Genomic DNA, 21,055 nt, shown 5'->3' on the forward strand with positions numbered 1-21,055 from the left:
GGATTGGATCCACCTCACCCGTCCCCCCATGCGAGGAGAAGCAGGTGCCCAGAGCGCTGCTCCTGACCGGCGATGCCGCCGAGGAACTCGACACCATGTATCCCTTCTATCGAGTGCAGGAGGGCGGCTGGGACGTCGACGTCTCGTCGCGGACGACGCGTGACGTGCAACTGGTCATCCACGAGTTCGACCCCAACTCCGACGCCTATGTGGAGAAGAACGGTCGGAAGCTGCCTGTCGACGTGCCCTGGGCCGAGGTCGACGTCGAGCGCTACGACGCCCTCATCATCCCCGGGGGACGTGCCCCCGAGTGGATCCGGGTCGACGCCGACGTCAGGCGCATCACCGAGCACTTCTTCGCGCGCAACCTCCCCATCGCCCTGGTGTGCCACGGCGCGCAGGTGCCAGCGGTGTACGGGCTGCTGAAGGGTCGAAAGACGGCGTGCTTCCCGCCCATCACCGGTGACATGGAGAACGCGGGCGCGACGGTCATCGACGCTCCCGACGTCGTGGACGGCAACCTCGTCTCCTGCCGCGGATGGCCCGACATGCCGCAGTTCGGCAGGGCGATGATGGAGCTCTTCTCGAAGTCGGTCAACTCCGCACCGGCATGAGCGCACCTGGCCTGCCCCGGTGACGGCACTGCGGACCGTCACGGTCGACGGCTCACCCGTCCACGTCCTGGAGGACGGCACCGGGCCCGCGGTGCTGATGCTGCACGGCTCCGGACCCGGCACGACCGGGTCCGGCGCCTGGGCGGCGACCGCGCGGGCGCTGGGCGCCTCGTTGCGCCTGGTGGCTCCTGACCAGGCGGGGTTCGGCCGTACACCCGTTCCGGCGGGCTCCAGGGGTGGGCTCCGGACGTGGACGGAGCAGGCCGCGGGCCTGATGGATGCTCTCGATGTCGAGCACTACGCCGTGGTGGGTCATTCCATGGGCGGCGCCGTGGCGCTGGCGTTGGCGGCCGCGCGCCCCCAGCAGGTCACACGTGTCGTTGCGGTCTCGACGATGGGTGCCCCCGGGGCGCCACTGTCCGCCGACCTCGACGCGGTCTGGGCCGCCCCCGCCGGCCCGACCGGGGCCCGGGACATGCTGAGTCGCCTCGTCCTCGACCAGGCGCTCGTGACCGATTCGGCAGTCGATGCCCGCGCCGCCGCGATGCGAGCGGGGGCGGCCGCATTCGCGTCGTTGTTCCCTCCACCCAGGGCACGATGGGTCGACGACCTCACCCTCTCGGCGCACACGCTGGCAGCGGTGCGCGCGCCCGTGCTGCTCGTGCATGGCGCCGAGGACCGCGTCACCCCGCTGGGGACGGCAGCCCAGCCCCTGCTCGCACACCTGGCCGATGTCCGTCTGCACGTGTTCGGTCGATGCGGGCACGTGCCGGCGATCGAGCACCCGCACGAGTTCAGGCAACTGCTGTCGTGCTTCCTCGGCCCGGCCCGGGCCTGAACGACTATCGGCCTCCGACCGCGGCGCCGGGCATCGAGGCCGGCTCTCCGCGACGTGCCCGTGCCCGTGCCGAGGATTGTCGACGACCACCGTGGCCCGACCCGCTCCTGGTGACGGTCTGCGCCGCGCGGCGCCCACCTGTCGGTGGCATGCATCGGCTCGCGAGTCGGCCAGTCCTACTCAACCTATCGACTTCGTAGGGATTCTTGGACTTCGTACGATCCTGGTTCTTGCCAGGTCGGCGCAGGTCAATGGCGTTACGAGCGATTGGTCGGTAAGGAGACCGAAAGCGTTCACCGGCATAGTTTCGTTCGTTGGCGTTACCGACCGACGAAGGGACATCATGCGGTTCACGGTGCTGGGTCCGTTGGGGATGGAGCCGGGGCAACTGCCCAGCGCTCCGAAGCAGCGGCAACTGTTGGCCCTGCTGCTCCTGCACGCCGACACCGTCGTCACCGTCGACGACTGTGTGGACGAGTTGTGGGGTGAGCAGCCGCCCATGAGTGCACACTCGACATTGCAGACGTACGTCATGAACCTCCGGAAAGTCCTGCGTACCGCCAAGGGCGGCGACCGGATCAGCACCCGGGAGCGTGGGTACGCCCTGCGCGTGCAGCCCGGTGAGCTCGATCTGGACGACTTCCACCTGATCGCGGCCACCGGCAGCGAGGCATTCGCCGCCGGCCGGTACCCGGAGGCGGCCCGGCTGTTGCGGTCGGCGCTGGACATGTGGTGCGGCCCGGCCCTGGTCGACGTCCAGGTGGGCTCGATCGTACGGGCCCGGTTGGAAGGGCTGCACGAAGTCCGTCTCGCCGTACACGAAGAGCGCGTGGAGGCCGATCTGCGTGTCGGACGGCACCGCGAGCTGCTCAGTGAGCTGCGTGTTTTGGTGCGCCGATATCCGACCCACGAGAACCTCCGCGCACAGCTCGCGCTCGCGTTGTACCGCAGCGGCCGAATCACCGAGGCGTTGGCTGCCCTGCGGCAGTTCCGCAGCACGCTCGCCGAGCGGTTCGGGCTGGAGCCGTCCCGGCGGCTACAGGGTCTGGAGCACGCGATCCTACGAGCCGAGCCGGCCCTGGACCTGCCCATCGACCGTGGCTCGAGCCACCTGCTCGTGAGCTGACCACCCCACCGATCGAAGGAGAGCGCCATGACGACGACTCAGCCGACCAGGAGCACCGCGCACACCGTCGACGCGGGAACCTACGCCGAGATCCTGCAGTTCTACGCACGCCATTTCCAGCTGCTGGACGAGGGCCAGGCCGAGCAGTGGTCTCAGCAGTTCACCGAGGACGGCGAGTTCGGGCAGAACGTCAAACCCGAGCCGCGTCGGGGCCGTACCGCGATCGCCGCGTCGATGCGGCGCGGCATCGACCGCCTGGCCGAGTCGGGGGTCACCCGGCGGCACTGGTACGGCAACGTGATCGCCGAGCCGGACGGCGACGACGCGGTGCGGACCCGCTACTACGCGACCGTCTTCGAGACGCCGCCCGGCGGTGGTGCGGCCCGGGTCTACCTGAGCACCACCGCCGAGGACCTCCTGCAACGACAGGACGGCGAATGGTTCGTCCGCCGCCGGCACATCGTGCACGACGGGACCTAGAAGTTGAGGCCCCCGTCGACGTTCAGGACGTGACCGTTGACGTAGGAGCTGTCCGGCGAGGCCAGGAAGAGGATCGCCCGGGCGACCTCGGCGCCGGTCCCGGGCCGCTCGGTGGCGAGCGAGCCGCGTAGCCGGTTCCACAGCCGGTCGTTGCCGAGGATCGCTCGTCCCATGCCCTCGTCGACCACCCCGGGTGCGACAGCGTTGACGGTGATGCCGTCGACGGCCAGCTCCGCGGCGAGCACGCGGGTAAGCGTCTCCAGGGCGGCCTTGGAGACGCCGTAGGCCCCGCCACCGGCGATCGGCCGACGCCCCAGCAGCGAGGACACCGTGACGATCCGCCCGTCGCCGGCGGCCCGCAGCAGCGGGACGGCGGCCCGCACGCAGTTCAGCGCACCTGTGAGATTGGTGGCCAGCACCTCATCCCACTGCTCCGGCGGCAACGTCGCCAGGGGGCCTGGGCGGTTGATGCCGGCGTTCGCGACCAGGATGTCCAGTCCGCCGTGACGCTCCTGCACGGCGGAGAAGAGCGCGTCGACCGAGGCCCGGTCGGTGACGTCGACCGGGAACTGGCCGACGGCGTCCGACGCGCCACGTGCCGCCGACACCACTGTGGCGCCGGCGTCGGCGAGAACTCGCGCGACGACCTGCCCCAGACCGGCGGTGCCGCCTGTCACGACCGCGACCTTGCCTTTGAGGACCATGAGTACTCCTTCGTTGTCGGCGTCCGGACCAGGGGTCCGGCCGTACTGGAGCCGGCCTTGAGCGCCGGCCGGGACGCTTTCCGCGTGCCGTCAAACCGATGTGCTGAGCGGGCCGCCGAGGAACTGGACCATCTCGTCGGTGACCGGCCGGGACGGCAGATACGCGCCCACCGGCTCACCCCGCTCCTCGGCGTACGCCCGATGCAGGTTGGCCACCAGCCGTTCCGGTTCCGGCAGGCTGCGGAAGGGGTTGTCGGCCGCCCGACGAGCGGCCTCCAGCGGAGCGATCCCCGCACCGACGCCGTGGGCCGCCTCCCGGCGCAGCCACCGCAGGTACGCCTCGGTGGCGTCGAGCACCTCCGGCCCCGTGACCTCGCCGTGCCCGGACACCACCACCTGCGGACGCAGGGCACGCAGCGAAGCCAGCGCGCGCAGCGATCCGGCGACCGAACCCATGAGCACGAACGGGGTACGCCCGGCGAATGCCACGTCACCGGCGAACAGCACGCGGGGTCGCGGCAGCCACACCACCACGTCGTTTGTCGTGTGGGCCGGCCCGACGTGCAACAGCTCGACACGTGTGCCGCCGGGGTCCAGAGTCAGCCGGTCCCGCAGCGTGCGGGTCGGCAGCCTCAGGTCGATGCCGGAGAAGTCGGCCTGCGGCCACAGGTCGCGCATCGCCAACCCCGTCCGGGCCATCTCGGAACGGGCGGTCTCGTGCGCCACGATCTCGGCCTCGCGGGGGAAGACGCAGTTGCCGAATACGTGGTCGCCGTGGTGATGGGTGTTCACCACGATGTGCGGGCGCCCCGGCGCCAGCCGGTGCACGCACGCCAGCAGCGCCTGCGCTCGGGCCCGGGTGGCAGCGGTGTCCACCACCACGACCCGCTCGGTGCCGACGATGATGCCGGCGTTACCGACGCACCAGCCGCCCGGCGGCTGGATGTAGGCGAACACCGCGGGGGCCAACGGCAGAAGCCGGCCGAACGGTGTGGTGGTCATGTCTCCTCCGGTGCTACGGCGTTGGTCCGGACCCCAGTGGGCCCGAACGCGCTCGGCTCCGGCTGGAGGCGGCGTCTCGATCGGAAGGTGTGCTGATGTACCTCGACGTGCTCGGTGGACTGCGAATCGGCCCGGCCGGTGGTGACGCGGGCCCGACCGCGCCCAAGCAGCGGCAACTACTCGGTCTGCTCGCGTTACGGGCGGGCGCGACAGTGCCGGTGACGACCTGTGTGCGGGAGTTGTGGGACGACCACCCACCACGCAGCGCCGCCACCACACTGCAGACGTACGTCATGCATCTGCGCCGGGTGTTGACCCGGGCGGAGGCCCCGGCGCGGCTGCTGACCGGTGAGCGTGGCTATCTGCTGCGGATCGACCCCGAGCAGACCGATCTGGGTGTGGTCCGCGAGTGGGCTCGCCGGGGCGACCAGCACGCCGCGACCGGACGACCGGCGCACGCCGCACGGGACTGGCAGCAGGCGCTGACGCTGTGGCGGGGCCCGGTCCTCGCCGACGTACGCGTCGGTCCGGTCACCCAGGAGATCATCGGGCACCTCGACCAGTGGCGGTTGCTGCTGATCGACAGGTACCTGGAAGCGGAACTACGGTGTGGTCGGCACCGGCAGGTGGTGGCCGCGGCGACGACGCTCGCCGGGCGGCATCCGCTGCGCGAACCGATTCATGCCAGCCTGATGGCCGCGCTATACCGCAGTGGCCGGCAGGCTGACGCCGTCCTGGTCTACCAGCGGCTGTGCGCCGCGCTGAGTCGTGAACTCGGGGTCGAGCCCTCGGCGGCGGTGCAGCGGATGCACCGTGCCGTGCGAACCGGTGCGGCGTGGCTCGAACCGCCCGCCGGCCCGGCCACGGAGCCGCCGGTCCCCACGATCCGCCGCCCCACCCTCGTCCCCGCGCCGTCGTCCGGCGCGTCCTGATCGGAGGCTCCCGTGCCCGTACCCGTCCAACGCGACCCCGACCTGACCCGGACCCGGCTGGCCGGGTGGCTCCACGGCCAGCGTGGCTTCCGCGATGTCGCCGTAGGGCCGGTGACCGTCCCGAGGACCGCCGGATTCTCCGCCGAGATCCTGCTCTGCGACGCCAGGTGGGTGGAGGACGGACGCCAACGGATCGTGCCGCTCGCCGTCCGGGTCGCGCCGGTCGGGCACCGGATCTTCCCCGATCTGCGCTGGCCGGAACAGGTAGGCGTGCAGATGGCGCTGGCCCGGACCGACGTCCCGGTCGCGCCGGTGCTCGGGCTCGAGTCCGATCCGGGCGTACTCGGGGCGCCGTTCGTCGTGATGAGCCGGGTCGCCGGTGAGGTGCCCGCCGACCTGCCGTCGTACCACCGGGAAGGCTGGCTGGCCTCGGCCTCGCCGCAGCGGCGGCGGGCGGCGTGGTTCGCCGCCCTGTCCGCGATGGGGCGGCTGCACCGGCTCGACCCGGCGGACCTGGGGGCGACCCCCGCGCCCTCCGGAGACCTGACGTTCTACGCCGGGCAGCTGGAATACTTCGGCGCCGAGCGCAACGGCGCCGCCCGGACCGCGCTGGCCTGGCTGCAGGCCCACCGCCCACCGGCGCCGCAGACACCCAGCCCGCTGTGGGGAGACGCCCGGCTCGGCAACATCGTGTTCGCCGGCGACCGTCCGGCCGCCCTCCTGGACTGGGAGATGACCGATGTCGGTCGCCCGGAGAGCGACCTGGCCTGGTTCCTGCACATGGACCGGTTCCTCAGCGACGGGATCGGGGCTCCCCGGCTGCCCGGCCTGCCGACCCGCGCCGAGACCGAGGGGTTCTACGCCCGGCTCCTCGGTCGGCCCCTGGCCCATCTGGCCTACTACGAGATCGACGCCGCCTTCCGGTTCTGTGTCATCACCGCCCGGGTCGTACGGCTGCTGGAGGAGACCGGGGTCCTGCCGTCGGGATCGGACTTTCCGCTGCATCGCAACGCGACAGCGCTGTTGCGCCGCCGGCTCGCCGAGAGCGGTGTCGATCTCTCCAGTACGGGTGTAGCGGGCCTCTAGGGAACCCCGCCATGGTCGGCACCGTACGGGGCCAGCAGCGGTCCGCCCGAATCCGAGGGAGCTGGAATGAAGTTCGGCATCAACCTCTTCCCGACCGTCGGTCCGCAGGACAAGCCCGCCGCCCAGTACTTCGAGGAGAGCCTGCGCCTGGCGGAACTGGCCGACGAGCTGGGCTTCCACCATGTCAAGACGGTCGAGCACTACTTCTCCCCGTACGGTGGGTACAGCCCCGACCCGGTCACGTTCCTGGCGGCCGCGGCAGCCAGGACCCGGCGGATTCGTCTGGTCACCGGTGCGGTACTGCCCGCGTTCACCCATCCGGTGAAACTCGCCGGGAAACTCGCGATGCTCGACGGCATCTCCGGTGGCCGGCTCGACGTCGGGTTCGGGCGGGCGTTCCTGCCGGACGAGTTCCAGGCCTTCGGCGTGCCGCTGGACGAGAGCCGGGCCCGTTTCGACGAGGGTGTGGACGCGTGCAAGCTGCTCTGGTCCACCGAGCAGGCGGTGTGGAACGGCCGGTTCTACCGGTTCGGTCCGGTCACCCTGTTGCCGCGGCCGGTCCAGCAGCCGCATCCGCGGATCCTGGTGGCCACTGCCAAGTCGCCGGAGTCGGCCGAGGCGGCAGGCCGCAACGGGTACGGCGTCATGCTCGTTCCCTCGATCAACTCCCGGGAGCAGGTTCAGGACGTCCTCGCGCTGTACCGCAAGGCCGCGGCGGCCGGCGGCTTCGCGCCGACCGACGAGGACGTGCACATGAGCTACAACGCGTTCCTGGCCGACGACGCCGACGAGGCACAGCGGCTCGGCCGCCAGTACGCCGACCAGTCCCACGGCGCGCTCGCCGCGGCCGTGTCCTCCTGGGCGAACACCCGAAGCAGCGACTACCCGGGCTACGAGAAGATCGTGGAACGGGTCGGCAAGGGCAACTTCGACAGGCAGGTGGCCGACCGCAAGGCCCTGGTCGGCTCGCCCGAGCAGGTCGTCGCCGCGGTGGAGACCATCCGTGACTGGTTCGGCGAGGTGACCCTGAGCCTGCAGGTGGTCTCCGGCAACGTCCCGTACGAGCGGGCAGCCAGATCGCTGCGCCTGTTCGCCGAGCACGTGCTGCCCAGGTTCTGACGGAGACGCGCCATGTCCACCCCGACGGCCCTGAGGGTCGACAGTTACGCCGACGCCCGGCCCGCACGACGTCCCCTGCGCTGGGTCGCGGGCGTGGCCGGGCTGGTGGTGCTCCTGCTCGTGCTGGTGAGCATGGCGGGCAACCCGGCCTTCGAGTGGGATGTCGTAGGCCGATACCTCACCGCCGACGTCGTCCTCGACGGCCTGCGGGTCACCCTGTTGCTGACCGCCATCGCCCTGATCGGGGGGTTCGCCCTCGGAACGGTGCTGGCTGTCATGCGGATGTCCGGCAGCCGCCTGCTGCAGGCGATCAGCTGGGGTTACACGTGGCTGTTCCGGTCCGTGCCGATCCTGGTCCAGCTGCTGTTCTGGTACAACATCTCGCTTGTCTATCCACGGCTGACGGTCGGGGTGCCCTTCGGCCCGACGATCCTGGACCTGCCCACCCGCGGTCTGATCAACGGGTTCGCGGCGGCGGTCATCGGCCTCACCCTGCACGAGGCCGCACACGCCGCCGAGATCGTCCGGGCCGGGCTGCTGTCGGTCGAGAGGTCGCAGACCGAAGCGGCTCAGGCCCTCGGCCTCTCCCGCCCGCGCACCCTGTGGCGCATCGTGCTGCCGCAGGCGATGCGGGCCATCGTTCCGCCGGCCGCCAACCAGGCCGCGGCGCTGCTGAAGGGAACCTCGGTGGTAAGCGTCATCGCCGGACAGGACCTGCTCTTCTCCGTCCAGCTCATCTACAACCGCAACTACCTCGTGATTCCGCTGCTGCTCGTGGCGACCCTCTGGTACCTGTTCTTCACCACCCTCCTCAGCGTGGTCCAGTACCTCCTGGAGCGGTTCTTCGGGCGGGGCAGCGGTCGGGCCGGCCCGGCGGGACCACGCCTGTCGCTCCTCGCCGGGGAGGACCGGTGAGCACCGCCGCCGAGGAACTGGCCGTGGCGACCGGCGAACCGCGCACCATGGTCCGACTCGTCCAGATCAGCAAGGCGTTCGGCGACGTGGCAGTCCTCGACCGCGTGGACCTGACCGTTCCGGCCGGAACTGTCACCTGTCTGGTCGGACCGTCCGGCTCCGGCAAGAGCACCCTGCTGCGCTGCGTCAACCGCCTCGAACGGCCCGACTCCGGAGCCGTCCTGATCGACGGGCAGCCGGTCGGGCTGATCCGGCGCGGCAACCGGGTGATCGAGGCCCCGCCGCGTCTGCTCGCCCGGCACCGGACAGCCGTGGGGATGGTGTTCCAGGCGCTGAACCTCTTTCCGCATCTGACCGTCCTGGAGAACATCGTCGAAGCTCCGGTCGCGGTGCAGGGGGCGAGCCGCGCCGATGCCCGGGCCCGGGCCCGGGAACTCCTGCAACGAGTCGGTCTGGCCCACAAGGAGCGGTCGTATCCCCGGGAGTTGTCCGGCGGCGAACAACAACGCGTCGCGATCGCCAGAGCGCTCGCTCTGCGTCCGAAGGTGATGCTCTTCGACGAGCCGACAAGCGCGCTCGACCCGGAACTGGTCGGCGAGGTGCTGTCGGTCGTACGTGACCTCGCCGCAGGCGGCATGACGATGCTCATCGTCACCCACGAGCTGCGCTTCGCCGCCGAGGTCGCCGACGAGATCGTCTTCATCGACCGCGGCCGGATCGTCGAACAGGGACCGCCCGCCACGATGCTCGGCAGCCCGCGGGAGGAGCGGACCGCCCGATTCTTCGCCACCATCCAGCAACGTTGAAGGAGACACCGTGCCCCATCGCCGTATTCGCCTGGCGGCCGTCGGCGCCGTCGGGCTGCTTCTGCTGTCCGGATGCCTGCACGCGGCACCGGCCAGCAGCATCCAGGAAGCACCGAAGAACCTCGGCGCCGAGGACGTCGTCTCCGCCGTCCAGGCCGACCCGGCTCTGAAGGAGCTGCTTCCGGCGGAGATCCGCCAGTCCGGGGTGCTGACCGTGGGCTCGGCCGTCGGAACCCCGCCGATCGCCTTCCACCCGCAGGACGGCGGGCCGCCGCGCGGCATCGACATCGACGTCGCCGACGCGGTAGCCAGGAAACTCGGCCTGACCGTCAAGCGTGACCAGGTCAGCGGCGCATCGCTGCTGACCGGGCTCACCGCCGGCCGCTTCGCCGTCGGCACGGCCAACTTCTCCGTCACCGAGGAGCGCAAGAAGGTCCTCGACTTCACCACGTACCTGACCGACGGGACGGGAATCCTGGTCCGCGACGACAGCTCCCTCACCGAGGTCACCGACCTCGGGCAGCTCTGTGGATCCTCGATCGGCACCGGTGTGGGAAGCACCTTCGAGAACGACCTACGCCGGCAGCAGGACAAGTGCGCCCAGGCCGGTAAGCAACCCTACCGGGTCAGCACCTACAGCGACGCGGCCGCGCACTTCCTGGCACTGCGCGAGGGCCACGTCGACGTGCTGGTCAGCTCCGCGAGCGTGCTGCGGTACGCCGCGGCCCAACAACCGGGCCTACGCCTCGCCGGACAACTCGATCGTCGCGACGTCGGACTCGCCACGAACAAGGGCGCCGGTCTGGCGGAACCGTTGCGTGCCGCGATCGACGCCCTCGTCGCCGAGGGCGCCTACCAGAAGATCCTGGCCAAGTTCCACCTGGAGGAGGCCGGGATCCAGCACTCGGCGGTCAACCCGTCGGCGGCCTGACGAACCTCACACCGCCCACTCCGGGACGTCGTCGATCCGCAGCACCGCGCAGGTCCACGAGTACCCCGCCCCCACCCCGGCGAGCAACACATGTTCGCCGGGGTGGACCTGCCGGGACTCCACCAGGTGCGCCAGACCGCTGAACTGGTCACCCGCACCGAGGTGGCCGACGGTCCGGGCCCAGGACCAGGTGGTCTTCTCCGGTGTCAGGCCCCAGGGCCGCAGGTACGACGAGGTCAACCTGCGCAACCCGAAATGCGGCAACACGAACCGGTCCACGTCCGCGATCTCCAGTCCGGCCTGCGCGAGGGCCCGGCTCAGCGCCTCCGCCTGCCCGGCCACCACCCGACTGATGCTGTACGACACTCCGGTCCGCGCGACGAACGCCTTCTTGACCACGTCCAGGTCCACCGGCTGTCGCTGGGCCAGCGGCACGGCGCCGAACGGATCGTCGCCGCGGTGCAGGCCCTCCAACTCCGGCTCGGAGACAGTGGCCAGGCTCAACAGCCGGGCGAAGCCGCCCGCACGGGACAGCAGCAGGGCGGTGCCCGCGTCGCCGTAGACCGTGCCGGGGTCACTGTTCCAGCGGTCGAAACCGGGCGCGGTGAACCGGTCTCCGGTGGTGAGCAGCGCCGCGGTCCGGTTCGGCGCCGCGCTCAGATACGCCACCGCCAGGTCGAGCGCACCAAGCCCGCCGTTCGACAGTTGCCGTATCTCCAGCGCCGGGCACCGGTTACCGACGGCCATCCGCTGCACGTACGACGCCGGTGCCCAGATGTCGTGCCCCTGGTGGTAGACGCAGGCGTGCAGCAGCAACGCCACCTCGTGCGCGGTGTGCCCGGAGCGCTTCAACGCCAGTTCGGCGGCCCGGACCGCCATGTCCGGAGCGGACTCGTCGGCCGACACGGCGACCGCGTGCACCCCGGTCTGCGCGGCCAGTCGCCCCGCGCAACTGCCGGCGCTCACCGCGTCGGCCGTCAGTACCCGGCCCGGGATGTGCGCGGCCACACCGGCCACGTGGATTCCACCGATGCGCATCTGCTCGCCGCCCTCATCCTCAGGTGCCGTGGAGCCGCCGGCCCGATGCTCGTGACACCGGGCCGGCGGCGGTCGCCCGCCCGGGGCGGGGCAGGCTTCAAACGGCGCTCCCGCGGGTTGGCCGCGAGGTCGCGTCGTGGTGTCGCCACCGTCGCGTGTGGCGCTCGGCGCGGGGTCGAGAAACCGTCGAGCGGCGTACGCCTGGAGCCGGCCTCAAGCGGCCGGTGCGACGTTGCCGAACATGTCTGAGCAGAGAAGAGCCGTACGGGTGGCGCTGCTGTTTCCCGGTCAGGGCGCACAGCGACCTGGCATGGCCACCGGCCTGTACCGCGGCGACAGCGATTTCCGCCGCCACGTGGACGAGGTGTTCGCCCTGTGGGGGCCGGAGGGCGACGCCATCCGGGCGGACTGGCTCGCCGCTGATCCGGTCGTACCGCTGGACGACCTCCGCCGCTCGCAGCCGTTGCTGTTCGCGGTCGGCTGGGGGCTCGGCCGGAGCGTGCTCGACCGTGGCGTGGTGCCGACGGCTCTGCTCGGGCACAGTGTCGGCGAGGTCGTGGCGGCGACCCTCGCCGGTGTGCTGAGCCTGCCGGACGCCGTCCGCGTACTCGCCGACCGGATCGCCCACCTCGCCGAGGCGCCGCCCGGTGGCATGCTCGCGGTGGCCGCGACCCCCGAGCAGGTGCAGCCCTACCTCGGTAAAGCAGTGGTGCTCGCCGCGGTCAACGGTCCACGGCAGGTGCTGCTCGCCGGCCCCGACGAACCGCTCGCGCGAACCACGCAGCGCCTGCGGGAAGCCGGGGTCACCTGCCAGTCGGCCCGTTCCACCGTGGCGTTCCACAGTCCTGCCGTCGCCGCGGAGGCCGCCCGCGCCGAACCGCTGCTGCGCACGATGCCGCTGCGGCCTCCGCGACTGCCCGTCTACTCCTGTTACACAGGCGTCCGGATGACCCCGGCGGTGGCCACCGACCCGCAATACTGGGCCCGACAGCCGGTCGCGCCGGTCTGGTTCGCCGCCGCGCTCGACGCGGTCTGCGCCACCGAGCCGGCCGTGCTCCTCGAGGCAGGCGCTCCACACGGGCTCACCGCGCTCGCCCGACGTCATCCAGCGGTACGACGAGGCGGGTCCACTGCCCTGGCCGCGCTGCCCGTCCGCGCCGGGAGCCGCGAGGACGACCTCGGCGCCTTCGCCGCGGCCCTGTCCGCCGTTGCCACAGCCGCTTCCAGGACGCCTCGACCGGCACTTGAGCCCCGGGTGTGACCGTCGCACCATGAGTCGTCGTGTGGTCGTCACCGGGCTCGGAGCCGTCGCTCCGGGTGGTACCAACCTCAAGCAGTACTGGGACCTGCTCAGCTCGGGCCGCACCGCGACCCGGCCCATCACCGCATTCGACCCGTCGCCGTACCGGTCGAGGATCGCCGCCGAGTGCGACTTCGATCCGGTCGAGGCCGGGCTCAGCCCTCAGGAGGCGCGGCGGATGGACCGGGCCACCCAGTTCGCGGTGGCCGCGGCCCGTGAAGCCGTCGCGGGCAGCGGGCTCGACCTGCCCGGCACGGACGGTGAACGGCTGGCCGTGTCGCTGGGCTGCGCGGTCGGCTGCACCACAAGCATGGAACGGGAGTACGTCGTGCTGAGCGACGGCGGCCGGTCCTGGCTGGTCGACCCGGAGTACGCGGTGCCGCACCTGTACGACTGGTTCGTGCCCAGCTCGGCCGCGGCCGAAGTGGCCCACACCGTTGGCGCGCAGGGGCCGGTGGCGCTGATCTCCGACGGCTGCACCTCCGGGCTGGACGCCGTCGGGCACGGCGCCGAACTGATCCGCGAGGGCAGCGCCGACGTGGTCGTCGCCGGCGGCACCGACGCGCCGATCTCACCGATCACGCTCGCCTGCTTCGACGCCATCAAGGCGACCAGCCCGCGCAACGACGACGCTGCCCACGCGTCGCGCCCCTTCGACGCCACCCGCAACGGGCTGGTCCTCGGTGAAGGCGGGGCCGTGCTCATCCTGGAGGAGCTGGAACACGCCAGGCGCCGTGGCGCACACGTGTACGCGGAGGTCGCCGGTTTCGGTAGTCGCAGCAACGCGTACCACATGACCGGGCTGCGGCCGGACGGTGTGGAGATGGCCGAGGCGGTCCGGGTGGCCCTGGACGAGGCACGGATCGCACCGGAGGGCGTCGACTACGTCAACGCGCACGGATCCAGCACCAAACAGAACGACCGCCACGAGACGGCAGCGTTCAAACGCAGCCTCGGCGACCACGCCTACCGGGTACCGGTGAGCTCGATCAAATCCATGATCGGGCACTCACTCGGTGCGATCGGCGCGCTGGAACTGGTCGCCTGCGCGCTGGCCATGGAGTACGGCGTGGTCCCGCCGACCGCGAACCTGCATGTCGCCGACCCCGAGTGCGACCTGGACTACGTTCCGCTGACCGCCCGGGAACAGCGGATCGACACCGTGTTGAGCGTCGGCAGCGGCTTCGGTGGCTTCCAGAGCGCCGTCGTGCTGGCCCGTCCGGATCGGAGGACGGCATGAGCGCCGCCGTCGTGACCGGCCTCGGAGTGGCCGCGGCCAACGGGCTGGGCACCGAGGCGTACTGGCAGGCGACCCTTGACGGACGGGCCGGCATCCGAGAGATCAGCCGCTTCGACCCGAGCGGATACCCGGTGCGTCTGGCCGGTGAGGTGTCCGGCTTCGTCGCCGAGGAGCACCTGCCGGGGCGGCTGCTGCCGCAGACCGACCGGATGACCCGGCTCAGTCTCTACGCGGCGGAGCAGGCCCTGGCCGACGCGGGGGTGCCGGCCGCCGGCGGACTTCGTTACGACATCGGCGTCGCCACGGCCTCCTCGATGGGTGGCTTCGAGTTCGGCCAGCGGGAACTGGAGAACCTCTGGAGCAAGGGCGGCAGCCACGTCAGCGCCTACCAGTCGTTTGCCTGGTTCTACGCTGTCAATTCGGGGCAGATCTCGATCCGTCACAACCTGCGGGGGCCGGGTGCGGCAGTGGTCACCGACCACGCGGGCGGTCTCGACGCGGTGGGGCACGCGCGCCGGCAGATCCGACGCGGCACCCCGGCGATACTCACCGGCGGGGTGGACGGCGCCCTCTGCCCGCTCGGCATCGCCGGGTTGGTGAGTACGGGCGGGTACACCACCCGAACCGACCCCGACGGGGCGTACCGGCCGTTCGCCGCCGACGCGGACGGCGCCGTGCCGGGCGAGGGGGGCGCCCACCTGCTGCTGGAGGACCGGGATGCAGCGCGTGCCCGGGGCGCGAAGGTGTACGGCGAACTGGCCGGGTACGCCGCGACGTTCGACCCCGCCGGTGCCCCGCAGACCGGCCTGCAGCGGGCGATCACCGGTGCCCTGCGTGACGCGCGCGTGGTGCCGGCCGACGTCGGTCTCGTCTTCGCCGACGGCACCGCCGACCGGGCCGCCGACCGGGCCGAGGCGGCCGCGCTGGCCGCGGTCTTCGGGCCACGGGCGGTGCCCGTCACCGCGCCCAAGAGCATGGTCGGACGGCTGCAGGCGGGGGCTGCCGCGCTGGATCTGGCCACCGCCCTGCTGGCCCTGCGCGACGGTGTCGCCCCGCACACCGCAGGGGTGGACGCGCCAGCACCGGACTGCCCGATCGACCTGGTGACCGGCTCGCCCCGGTCGCTGCCGCTGAACTGCGTGCTGGTGCTGGCCCGGGGCAGGGGCGGTTTCAACGCCGCCGCCGTGCTCCGCCGGTCGCAGCAGTGACGTCCGAGCGACCCGACAACCGAAGGGACCACCTGCCATGACCACTCGCGAACTGCTCAGCCTCGACGACCTGCGGCGCATCCTGCGGGAGGCGGCCGGCGACGACGACACCGTCGACATCGACGGGGACATCCTCGACACCCCGTTCGTCGAGCTCGGCTTCGACTCACTAGCCATCCTGGAGACGGTCTCGAGGGTGTCCCGCGAGTTCGCGGTGGCACTGCCGGACGAGGTGGTCGAGCGCTGCGACACGCCCCGGGCGTTCCTGGAGGACGTCAACCGTACGTTGACCGGGGTGTGATCGTACGGCGATGCGCGGCAGACCGTCCGGTCGCCGCGCATCGCCGTGTCCGCGGCCGGTCAGTCGCCGACCGGCTGCAGGTGCAGGCGGGCCTGCTCCAGGGTGCGGATGCTGTTGGTGCTGAGGTTGTGCTGGACCAGCTCGCGGGCGCCGGCGAGGGTTGCTCCCGGTCCGAGCAGCTCCTCGATGCGCTCGGGGCGCAGCACCACTGTGTGGTGCGAGGTGACGGTGACCCCGTCGGCCTCCGAGCGCAGCGTCCAGACGCCTGTGTGCGCCGCCAGCAGCGGCGGCAGGGTGGTCTGCTTGTAGACGATCCGCTCGGCGGGGAACCCGACCCGGATCGATCTGGTCGTGTGCACCGCACCGTCCGGGGCCACTGTGTCCATCTCCAGGGTCTGGACGTTCGGCTCGTCCTCGGTGAGTTCGACGCGGGCGACGTGCGGCAGCCGTTCGACCCACCGGTCGGCGCCGTACAGGAAGTCGTACACGTCGGCCGCCGGGGCCGGGACACTTACCGAATCCTCGAACGACAGCAGGGTGCCGGCGTTGGCGGAACGCGCCGCGGCGCGCAACGCGGCCAGCTCCGCCGTGCTGTTGGCGTCGACGGCACGCTCCACCCACGCGGCCGCGTCGGGCTCGTCGTCGACGACAGTGAAGTCGTGCAGGAGCAGCACCCGGGTGCTGCCGCCGTCGAGCGCCTCGAGTTGCCACTCGCCGCCCATGGACGCGACCGGAGCCGCCGACACCTCCTGCCGGAAGACGACACGACCGGCGGCCGGGAGCAGGGTGCGCCGCGAGGTCCACGACCGGACGAGGCCGTTCGCGGTGGCCCACAACCGGAGCCGCTCGGTCTGCTCCAGTCCCTCGGTGTGACGTTCGAGGAGGTCGACGTGGACCGTCGGCCCGAACGTGTACGGCCACCTGGTGACGTCCGCGATGATCGCGTACACGGCATCGACGGGTGCGTTGACGTCGATGCTGTGCCGGGTGATGTGGACTTCGGGTTCGGGCACGGCGCTCCTCCTACCGGTCGGATGGGGTACGACCCGAGCGTCCCGGTTGCCGATCGGCGTCCGGTGGAGCGCCGTTGGAGAGCTACCGCACCCGGAGCCCGGCGCGAAACACCGCGGCGACGTGCCGCAGAGCCTCCGGGTCGGTGGCCGGATCGCCGTGGACCGCGAGCAGGTCGCCCTGGTACCCGGGCGCTATCCGGCCGACCTGATCGGCGATCCCGCAGACCTGGGCGGCACCGGAGGTGACGGCTCGCAGTGCTTCCGTCGGCGAGAACCCGAGACCAGCCATCGCCTGCACCGCATAGGCGAGTGATCCGTGCGGCTTACCGGGCCCGCAGCCGGCGTCGCTGGCGCAGGCGAGGGGTACCCCCGAGGTGGCGACGCGCCACAGCGCGTCGTGCACGGCTTTCCGGCGCGGGTCGGCCTCATCCGGGCCGGTGTGGTCTGCGGGCTGCGGGACCGAGCCCAGGGTGAGGGTGACCCGGGTACCCGCTGCAGCCATCCGGCTCAGCAGCGCCGGATCCACGGTGGTGCCGTTGGCGGTGACGAACGTGCAGTGCTCGATGCCGTCGAATCCGGCCGCTACCGCGTCAGCGATGCCGTCCGCGGCATGACAGTGCCCGGTGACCGGGAGACCGTGCCGCTTCGCCTCTTCCACGACGGCGGACAGCTCGGCCGGCCCGAACTGCACTTCGTGCGGGTGGGATCCCGCGGTGAGCCGGCCGCCGGTGACGACCACCTTCACCACGTCGACGCCACGCGCCGCCCGGTCCCGGACCGCCGCGCGGATCGCCTCGACGCCCTCGACCTCACCGCCGAGAAACCAGCAGTGGCCGCCGATCGAGGTGATCGGCGGCCCGGCCAGCAGCAACCGTGGACCGAGACGGACGTCGGCGGCGGTCTCGGCTCGTACCCGCAGGCCCAGGTAGCCGCGGTCGCCGAGGTCGCGGGCGGTGGTGACGCCGGCGTCGAGGGTGGCGGCCGAGGCCGACCGCATCCGGTCCAGCACGACGTCGTCGTCGGCGGTGACGAGGCCGGCCACGGTGTCCTTCGTGGCGTCGAACGCGAGATGGACGTGGGCGTCGATGAGGCCCGGCATCAGCGTGGCGGAACCCAGGTCGACCACCTCGTGCCCGGACGGTGGTGGTCCGTCGACCACCGACCGGATCACACCGCCGTCAACGAGCACGGTTGGTCGTCCGGCCCGGATCAGGCGCTCGCCGTCGAAGAGCCGCCGTGCTCGGATCGCTACCATCGTTCACCCTTCGGCTGCCCGTCCGCGTCGCCGGGCAGCGTCTCAGCGCCTGCTCGGAGCCGGCTGGAGTGTGGCGAGCAACTCCCGGACCTGGGACAGCAGTCGAGGTGACCCGGCGGCCCGGGCGGCGACGGCCGCCTGCCGGGCCATCATCGGGATCTGGTGCGAGCGGCCGTGCCCGTGGGCCAGCAGCGCGAGGCCGGTCAGCGCCTCGCACCTGGCGCCCGGATGACCGATCCGCTCGGCCTCGCCCAGTACGCGCCGGTACTCCAGCTCCGCGCGCCCGGTCAGGCCCTCGTCCCCGTACAGGCCGGCGAGCAGATTGCGGGCGTTGACAAGCACGGCGAGGTAGCCACCGGGTTCGGCGAAGGCGATGGCGCGGGCCACGTGTGCGTGGGCGCGATCCGGTCGGCCGCCGGCGCGGCGTACCCGGGCCAGCCCATAGGACGCGAGCGCGACCGAGTGCGCCGAGCGCGCCCACCGGCCGAGCCGCAGGGCCGACCGTAGCCGTCGAACCGCCTCGCGGTGCGCGCCGAGCTCACCGCAGACGCCGCCGAGCCGGGCCAGAATCTCCGCCTGGGCGGAGTAGTCCCCAGCCCGCTCGCCGATCCGCGCCGCAGCGCTGAAATGACGGTACGCGAGGCGCAGTTCACCGCGTGCGTGGTGGGCCATCCCGAGGTACAGCAGGCAGCGTGCCTGGGCGTGCCGCAGCCCCAGCTGTCGGCACTGTCGCAGGCCACGGTGGAGCAGGCCGATGGCCTCGTCGAACCGCTTGGTCGGCTGTTGCAGGCGGTGCATGGCCAGAGCGGTCACGGCGACGACCTCCAACTCGGCCGGACCTCGTCGGCGGAGCTGGTCGCAGGCCTGCAGCAGATGGATCTCGGCGGACCCCAGGTCGTTGAGCCCCTGCAACGCCAGTCCCAGGTTGAGTCGGGCGACGGCGGCGTACGTGGGCTCGCGGAGCGGGTCGGTGGCCGCGACAGCGGCCTCGGCGGCGATCCGCCAGTCGGTGTGGTGCCGGTCGGCGCCGCAGGGCCCGCGCAGCGCGTCGGTCAGGCCCACGGCGAGCGGGGTCAGCCCGGCGGAGGCGGCGTGCACCGCGACCGCGACGAGGTTGCGGCGCTCCCGTTGCAGCCAGAACCGGGCCGCCCGGTGGCTGACGAAGGCCCCCTGCCCGGTGACGGCGCCGACCCGGACCACATCCGGATGACACAGCCGCACCGCCTCGTCGGCGACGTTCAGCAACGACATTCCCAGCCGGACCAACGCGGCCCGCCGATCCGCCGGGGGATCCTCGTCGAGACCGCGCTCGGCCGCGAACCGGGCCACCAGGCTGTGCAGGCGGATGACCCCGTCGGGCCCGAGTTCGGCGAGCCGGGCGCGGACCAGGTCCGCCACTGTCGCGGCTGTGCTGGACGGTGACATCCTGGTCAGTTCGGCGATCGTCTCGACGCGGTGTGAGAACCCGGGTACGAGTTCGAGGAACCGGAAGAGCCGCCGGACGGCCGGGGAAAGTGCGCAGTAGGCGAGTTCGAAGGCCGTCCGGACCGCTGCCCGCCGACTGCCGGGCAGGCTGAGCGTGCCGAGCGGGTCGGCGCCGAGCAGTTCGGCGAACTCGCCGATGTCGCGGGCCGGATGGGTGACCAGATGGGCGCCGGCGATCCGGAGTGCCAGCGGGAGCCGGTCACAGCGTTCGACAAGCGCCTCCAGCGCGGCGGGCGTACGGCTGACCCGGGCCTGGCCGACCATGTCGGTCACCAGTTCTGCGGCTTCGGTGGGGGAGAGGACGTCGAGGGTGACCACGTGGGCGACGTCGCAGTCCAGGGCCGGTGGATCGCCGCGCCGCACGGCCAGGACGGCGCATCCGGCGGGAAGGGGGAGCAGCCCGTGCGGTGGGTCGCCCTCCGGGGCGTCGTCGATCGTCACCAGCAGACGCCGTCCGGCGAGCCGCCGGCGGAGCACGGACACCGCGGCCGTGGTGCTTGTCGGCGGTTGTTCCACTCCGGAGGTGGTCAGCATCTCCGCCAGGATGTCGGGCCAGGTCCGTCCGTCGCCGGCGCACACGTACCACTGGCCGTCGGGAAACCGGGCCCGGAGACGATGGGCCACCCGCACGGCGAGCGCGGACTTTCCGACCCCGGGCACCCCGGTGAGGCAGACCACCGGTGTGTCGCCCGATTCGAGGGTCGTACACAGTTCGTGGAAGATGTCCGCTCGCCCGACGAAGTCGGCGACGTCCGGTGGGAGCTGGCACTGTGCCCGCCATCCGCCGAGGCCCGCCATCGGGACCACCGCGTTGCCGCGGCTCTGGCCTGTTTCGGCGATCAGCCGGCGGTAGCGGTGCCGCAGCTCCGTGTCCGATGTGGCATCCAGTTCGTCGGGCAGCCTCCTGCGTGCCTGGTGGTACGCGGCGATCGCCGCAGCGCGGTCGCCGGTCTCGGCGAGGGCGTCCATGAGATGGGCCCACAGGCGCCCCCGCTCGGGATGGGCGAGGGTGGCGGCGCGTAGCTCGTCGATGACCTGCGCGTGCCGGCCCGTGGCCAACGCCAACTCGAACCGGCGCTCCATCCAGCGCAGCCGCTCATCTACCAGGGCGGTGACCACCTCACGCTGGATGCGGGCCGACGGCACCAGCGCGAGCGGGTCGCCGCGCCACTGGGCCAGGGCTTGCTGCAACCAGGCCAGCTCGACATCGGCGGACCCGGCGCTTCGGGCGGAGCGCGCCTGCGCGAGCGCGTCCCGGTAGCGGTCCAGGTCCAGCGATCCGGGCGGCACCACGATCCGGTACGCGCCGGGGCGGGTCTCGATCAGATCCGGTCTCTCGGGGTGGACGGCGGCGAACCGGGCACGCAAGCGGGTGAGGTGCACCTGAAGGGCGCTGCGAGGGTCCTTCGGCGCTCGGTCGTCCCACAGGGCGCTAGCCAGCTCCGAGGCGGTGACCCAGGTGCCGGCCCGCAGCAGCAGGGTCGCCAGGATGATGCGCTGCTTCGGTGCGGTCACCGGCGCGGAGCGGCCGGCGAGAACCACCGTCAGCGGCCCGAGGACGCGGTACTCCTCCGTCGGGGTGGCTGGCACGCTCACACGGTCCTCCCTCGCGAATAACCCCTTCCATCATTGTTCGTCGATGTTGCGAACGGGGATCGCGAA

General features: G+C 71.9%; 20 protein-coding genes. 14 read left to right on the forward strand and 6 right to left on the reverse strand.

Going from position 1 to position 21,055, the window contains the following annotated elements; translation table 11 throughout:
* Window positions 1–44: 44 nt before the first annotated feature.
* The 4 genes from ACLQ26_RS25915 to ACLQ26_RS25930 all read left to right on the forward strand — a co-directional run bounded on the left by ACLQ26_RS25915 (window position 45) and on the right by ACLQ26_RS25930 (window position 3,058).
* On the forward strand, window positions 45–614 hold the full coding sequence (locus ACLQ26_RS25915; protein ID WP_425746904.1) for a DJ-1/PfpI family protein: 570 nt from the start codon (window positions 45–47) through the stop codon (window positions 612–614).
* A gap of 19 nt (window positions 615–633) precedes the next feature.
* Window positions 634–1,452, forward strand: a complete 819-nt coding sequence (locus ACLQ26_RS25920; protein ID WP_425746905.1) for an alpha/beta fold hydrolase — start codon at window positions 634–636, stop codon at window positions 1,450–1,452.
* A gap of 343 nt (window positions 1,453–1,795) precedes the next feature.
* The gene (locus ACLQ26_RS25925; protein ID WP_425746906.1) at window positions 1,796–2,578 is read left to right on the forward strand and encodes an AfsR/SARP family transcriptional regulator; all 783 of its coding nucleotides are present in this window, start codon (window positions 1,796–1,798) and stop codon (window positions 2,576–2,578) included.
* A gap of 27 nt (window positions 2,579–2,605) precedes the next feature.
* On the forward strand, window positions 2,606–3,058 hold the full coding sequence (locus ACLQ26_RS25930; RefSeq protein WP_425746907.1) for a nuclear transport factor 2 family protein: 453 nt from the start codon (window positions 2,606–2,608) through the stop codon (window positions 3,056–3,058).
* Here the strand turns inward: ACLQ26_RS25930 and ACLQ26_RS25935 are convergent.
* Together ACLQ26_RS25935 and ACLQ26_RS25940 are read right to left on the reverse strand one after the other, a co-directional pair.
* Entirely contained in the window at window positions 3,055–3,762 is a 708-nt protein-coding gene (locus ACLQ26_RS25935; RefSeq protein WP_425746908.1) for an SDR family NAD(P)-dependent oxidoreductase, read from the reverse strand. The genes ACLQ26_RS25930 and ACLQ26_RS25935 overlap by 4 nt on opposite strands.
* A 90-nt stretch (window positions 3,763–3,852) precedes the next feature.
* Window positions 3,853–4,764 (reverse strand): MBL fold metallo-hydrolase, encoded by a 912-nt coding sequence (locus tag ACLQ26_RS25940; RefSeq protein WP_425746909.1) that lies wholly within the window; start codon window positions 4,762–4,764, stop codon window positions 3,853–3,855.
* Window positions 4,765–4,859: 95 nt separating this feature from the next.
* On the opposite strand from ACLQ26_RS25940, the gene ACLQ26_RS25945 reads away from it, so the two are divergent.
* The 6 genes from ACLQ26_RS25945 (at window position 4,860) to ACLQ26_RS25970 (ending at window position 10,553) form a co-directional block, all read left to right on the forward strand.
* A complete protein-coding gene (locus ACLQ26_RS25945; RefSeq protein ID WP_425746910.1) occupies window positions 4,860–5,696 on the forward strand; it encodes an AfsR/SARP family transcriptional regulator in 837 nt (278 codons plus the stop codon).
* A gap of 12 nt (window positions 5,697–5,708) precedes the next feature.
* The gene (locus tag ACLQ26_RS25950) at window positions 5,709–6,782 is read left to right on the forward strand and encodes a phosphotransferase family protein (RefSeq protein ID WP_425746911.1); all 1,074 of its coding nucleotides are present in this window, start codon (window positions 5,709–5,711) and stop codon (window positions 6,780–6,782) included.
* Window positions 6,783–6,848: 66 nt separating this feature from the next.
* The gene (locus tag ACLQ26_RS25955) at window positions 6,849–7,901 is read left to right on the forward strand and encodes an LLM class flavin-dependent oxidoreductase (RefSeq protein WP_425746912.1); all 1,053 of its coding nucleotides are present in this window, start codon (window positions 6,849–6,851) and stop codon (window positions 7,899–7,901) included.
* 12 nt (window positions 7,902–7,913) lie between these two features.
* Window positions 7,914–8,816 (forward strand): amino acid ABC transporter permease, encoded by a 903-nt coding sequence (locus ACLQ26_RS25960; RefSeq protein ID WP_425746913.1) that lies wholly within the window; start codon window positions 7,914–7,916, stop codon window positions 8,814–8,816.
* On the forward strand, window positions 8,813–9,622 hold the full coding sequence (locus ACLQ26_RS25965; RefSeq protein ID WP_425746914.1) for an amino acid ABC transporter ATP-binding protein: 810 nt from the start codon (window positions 8,813–8,815) through the stop codon (window positions 9,620–9,622). The genes ACLQ26_RS25960 and ACLQ26_RS25965 overlap by 4 nt, the downstream gene beginning before the upstream one ends.
* Window positions 9,623–9,632: 10 nt before the next feature.
* Window positions 9,633–10,553, forward strand: coding sequence for an ABC transporter substrate-binding protein (locus ACLQ26_RS25970; protein ID WP_425746915.1), 921 nt, complete (start codon window positions 9,633–9,635; stop codon window positions 10,551–10,553).
* A 6-nt stretch (window positions 10,554–10,559) separates the two neighbouring features.
* On the opposite strand, the gene ACLQ26_RS25975 is transcribed toward ACLQ26_RS25970, so the two are convergent.
* A complete protein-coding gene (locus ACLQ26_RS25975; protein WP_425746916.1) occupies window positions 10,560–11,591 on the reverse strand; it encodes a ketoacyl-ACP synthase III family protein in 1,032 nt (343 codons plus the stop codon).
* A 241-nt stretch (window positions 11,592–11,832) separates the two neighbouring features.
* Between ACLQ26_RS25975 and ACLQ26_RS25980 the strand changes: the two genes are divergently transcribed.
* The 4 genes from ACLQ26_RS25980 to ACLQ26_RS25995 are packed head-to-tail and all read left to right on the forward strand — an operon-like array spanning window position 11,833 to window position 15,640.
* Window positions 11,833–12,852, forward strand: coding sequence for an acyltransferase domain-containing protein (locus ACLQ26_RS25980; RefSeq protein ID WP_425746917.1), 1,020 nt, complete (start codon window positions 11,833–11,835; stop codon window positions 12,850–12,852).
* Between the two features lie 10 nt (window positions 12,853–12,862).
* The gene (locus tag ACLQ26_RS25985; protein ID WP_425746918.1) at window positions 12,863–14,131 is read left to right on the forward strand and encodes a beta-ketoacyl-[acyl-carrier-protein] synthase family protein; all 1,269 of its coding nucleotides are present in this window, start codon (window positions 12,863–12,865) and stop codon (window positions 14,129–14,131) included.
* Window positions 14,128–15,339 carry a beta-ketoacyl synthase N-terminal-like domain-containing protein gene (locus ACLQ26_RS25990; RefSeq protein WP_425746919.1) on the forward strand — a complete coding sequence of 404 codons (1,212 nt, stop codon included), beginning with the start codon at window positions 14,128–14,130 and terminating at the stop codon, window positions 15,337–15,339. Before ACLQ26_RS25985 ends, ACLQ26_RS25990 begins: the two co-directional genes overlap by 4 nt.
* A 37-nt stretch (window positions 15,340–15,376) precedes the next feature.
* Window positions 15,377–15,640 (forward strand): acyl carrier protein, encoded by a 264-nt coding sequence (locus ACLQ26_RS25995; RefSeq protein WP_266244072.1) that lies wholly within the window; start codon window positions 15,377–15,379, stop codon window positions 15,638–15,640.
* Window positions 15,641–15,699: 59 nt separating this feature from the next.
* Here ACLQ26_RS25995 and ACLQ26_RS26000 read toward each other — a convergent pair whose 3' ends face one another.
* From ACLQ26_RS26000 to ACLQ26_RS26010, 3 genes are all read right to left on the reverse strand, one after another.
* Window positions 15,700–16,653: an aromatase/cyclase gene (locus ACLQ26_RS26000; protein ID WP_425746920.1), complete on the reverse strand. Its 954-nt coding sequence runs from the start codon at window positions 16,651–16,653 to the stop codon at window positions 15,700–15,702.
* 82 nt (window positions 16,654–16,735) lie between these two features.
* Entirely contained in the window at window positions 16,736–17,908 is a 1,173-nt protein-coding gene (locus ACLQ26_RS26005) for an amidohydrolase family protein (protein WP_425746921.1), read from the reverse strand.
* Window positions 17,909–17,950: 42 nt separating this feature from the next.
* A complete protein-coding gene (locus ACLQ26_RS26010; RefSeq protein ID WP_425746922.1) occupies window positions 17,951–20,989 on the reverse strand; it encodes a BTAD domain-containing putative transcriptional regulator in 3,039 nt (1,012 codons plus the stop codon).
* Between the last annotated feature and the right edge of the window lie 66 nt (window positions 20,990–21,055).

This window comes from Micromonospora sp. DT43, assembly GCF_049841645.1.
Lineage (GTDB): Bacteria > Actinomycetota > Actinomycetes > Mycobacteriales > Micromonosporaceae > Micromonospora.

Bases quoted from the DNA above. Each gene is read 5' to 3' on its own strand.
- ACLQ26_RS25925 (WP_425746906.1), top strand. From the start codon at position 1,796: ATGCGGTTCACGGTGCTGGGTCCGTTGGGGATGGAGCCGGGGCAACTG.
- ACLQ26_RS25930 (WP_425746907.1), top strand. From the start codon at position 2,606: ATGACGACGACTCAGCCGACCAGGAGCACCGCGCACACCGTCGACGCG.
- ACLQ26_RS25935 (WP_425746908.1), bottom strand. From the start codon at position 3,762: ATGGTCCTCAAAGGCAAGGTCGCGGTCGTGACAGGCGGCACCGCCGGT.
- ACLQ26_RS25940 (WP_425746909.1), bottom strand. From the start codon at position 4,764: ATGACCACCACACCGTTCGGCCGGCTTCTGCCGTTGGCCCCCGCGGTG.
- ACLQ26_RS25945 (WP_425746910.1), top strand. From the start codon at position 4,860: ATGTACCTCGACGTGCTCGGTGGACTGCGAATCGGCCCGGCCGGTGGT.
- ACLQ26_RS25955 (WP_425746912.1), top strand. From the start codon at position 6,849: ATGAAGTTCGGCATCAACCTCTTCCCGACCGTCGGTCCGCAGGACAAG.
- ACLQ26_RS25960 (WP_425746913.1), top strand. From the start codon at position 7,914: ATGTCCACCCCGACGGCCCTGAGGGTCGACAGTTACGCCGACGCCCGG.
- ACLQ26_RS25975 (WP_425746916.1), bottom strand. From the start codon at position 11,591: ATGCGCATCGGTGGAATCCACGTGGCCGGTGTGGCCGCGCACATCCCG.
- ACLQ26_RS25980 (WP_425746917.1), top strand. From the start codon at position 11,833: ATGTCTGAGCAGAGAAGAGCCGTACGGGTGGCGCTGCTGTTTCCCGGT.
- ACLQ26_RS25985 (WP_425746918.1), top strand. From the start codon at position 12,863: ATGAGTCGTCGTGTGGTCGTCACCGGGCTCGGAGCCGTCGCTCCGGGT.
- ACLQ26_RS25990 (WP_425746919.1), top strand. From the start codon at position 14,128: ATGAGCGCCGCCGTCGTGACCGGCCTCGGAGTGGCCGCGGCCAACGGG.
- ACLQ26_RS25995 (WP_266244072.1), top strand. From the start codon at position 15,377: ATGACCACTCGCGAACTGCTCAGCCTCGACGACCTGCGGCGCATCCTG.
- ACLQ26_RS26005 (WP_425746921.1), bottom strand. From the start codon at position 17,908: ATGGTAGCGATCCGAGCACGGCGGCTCTTCGACGGCGAGCGCCTGATC.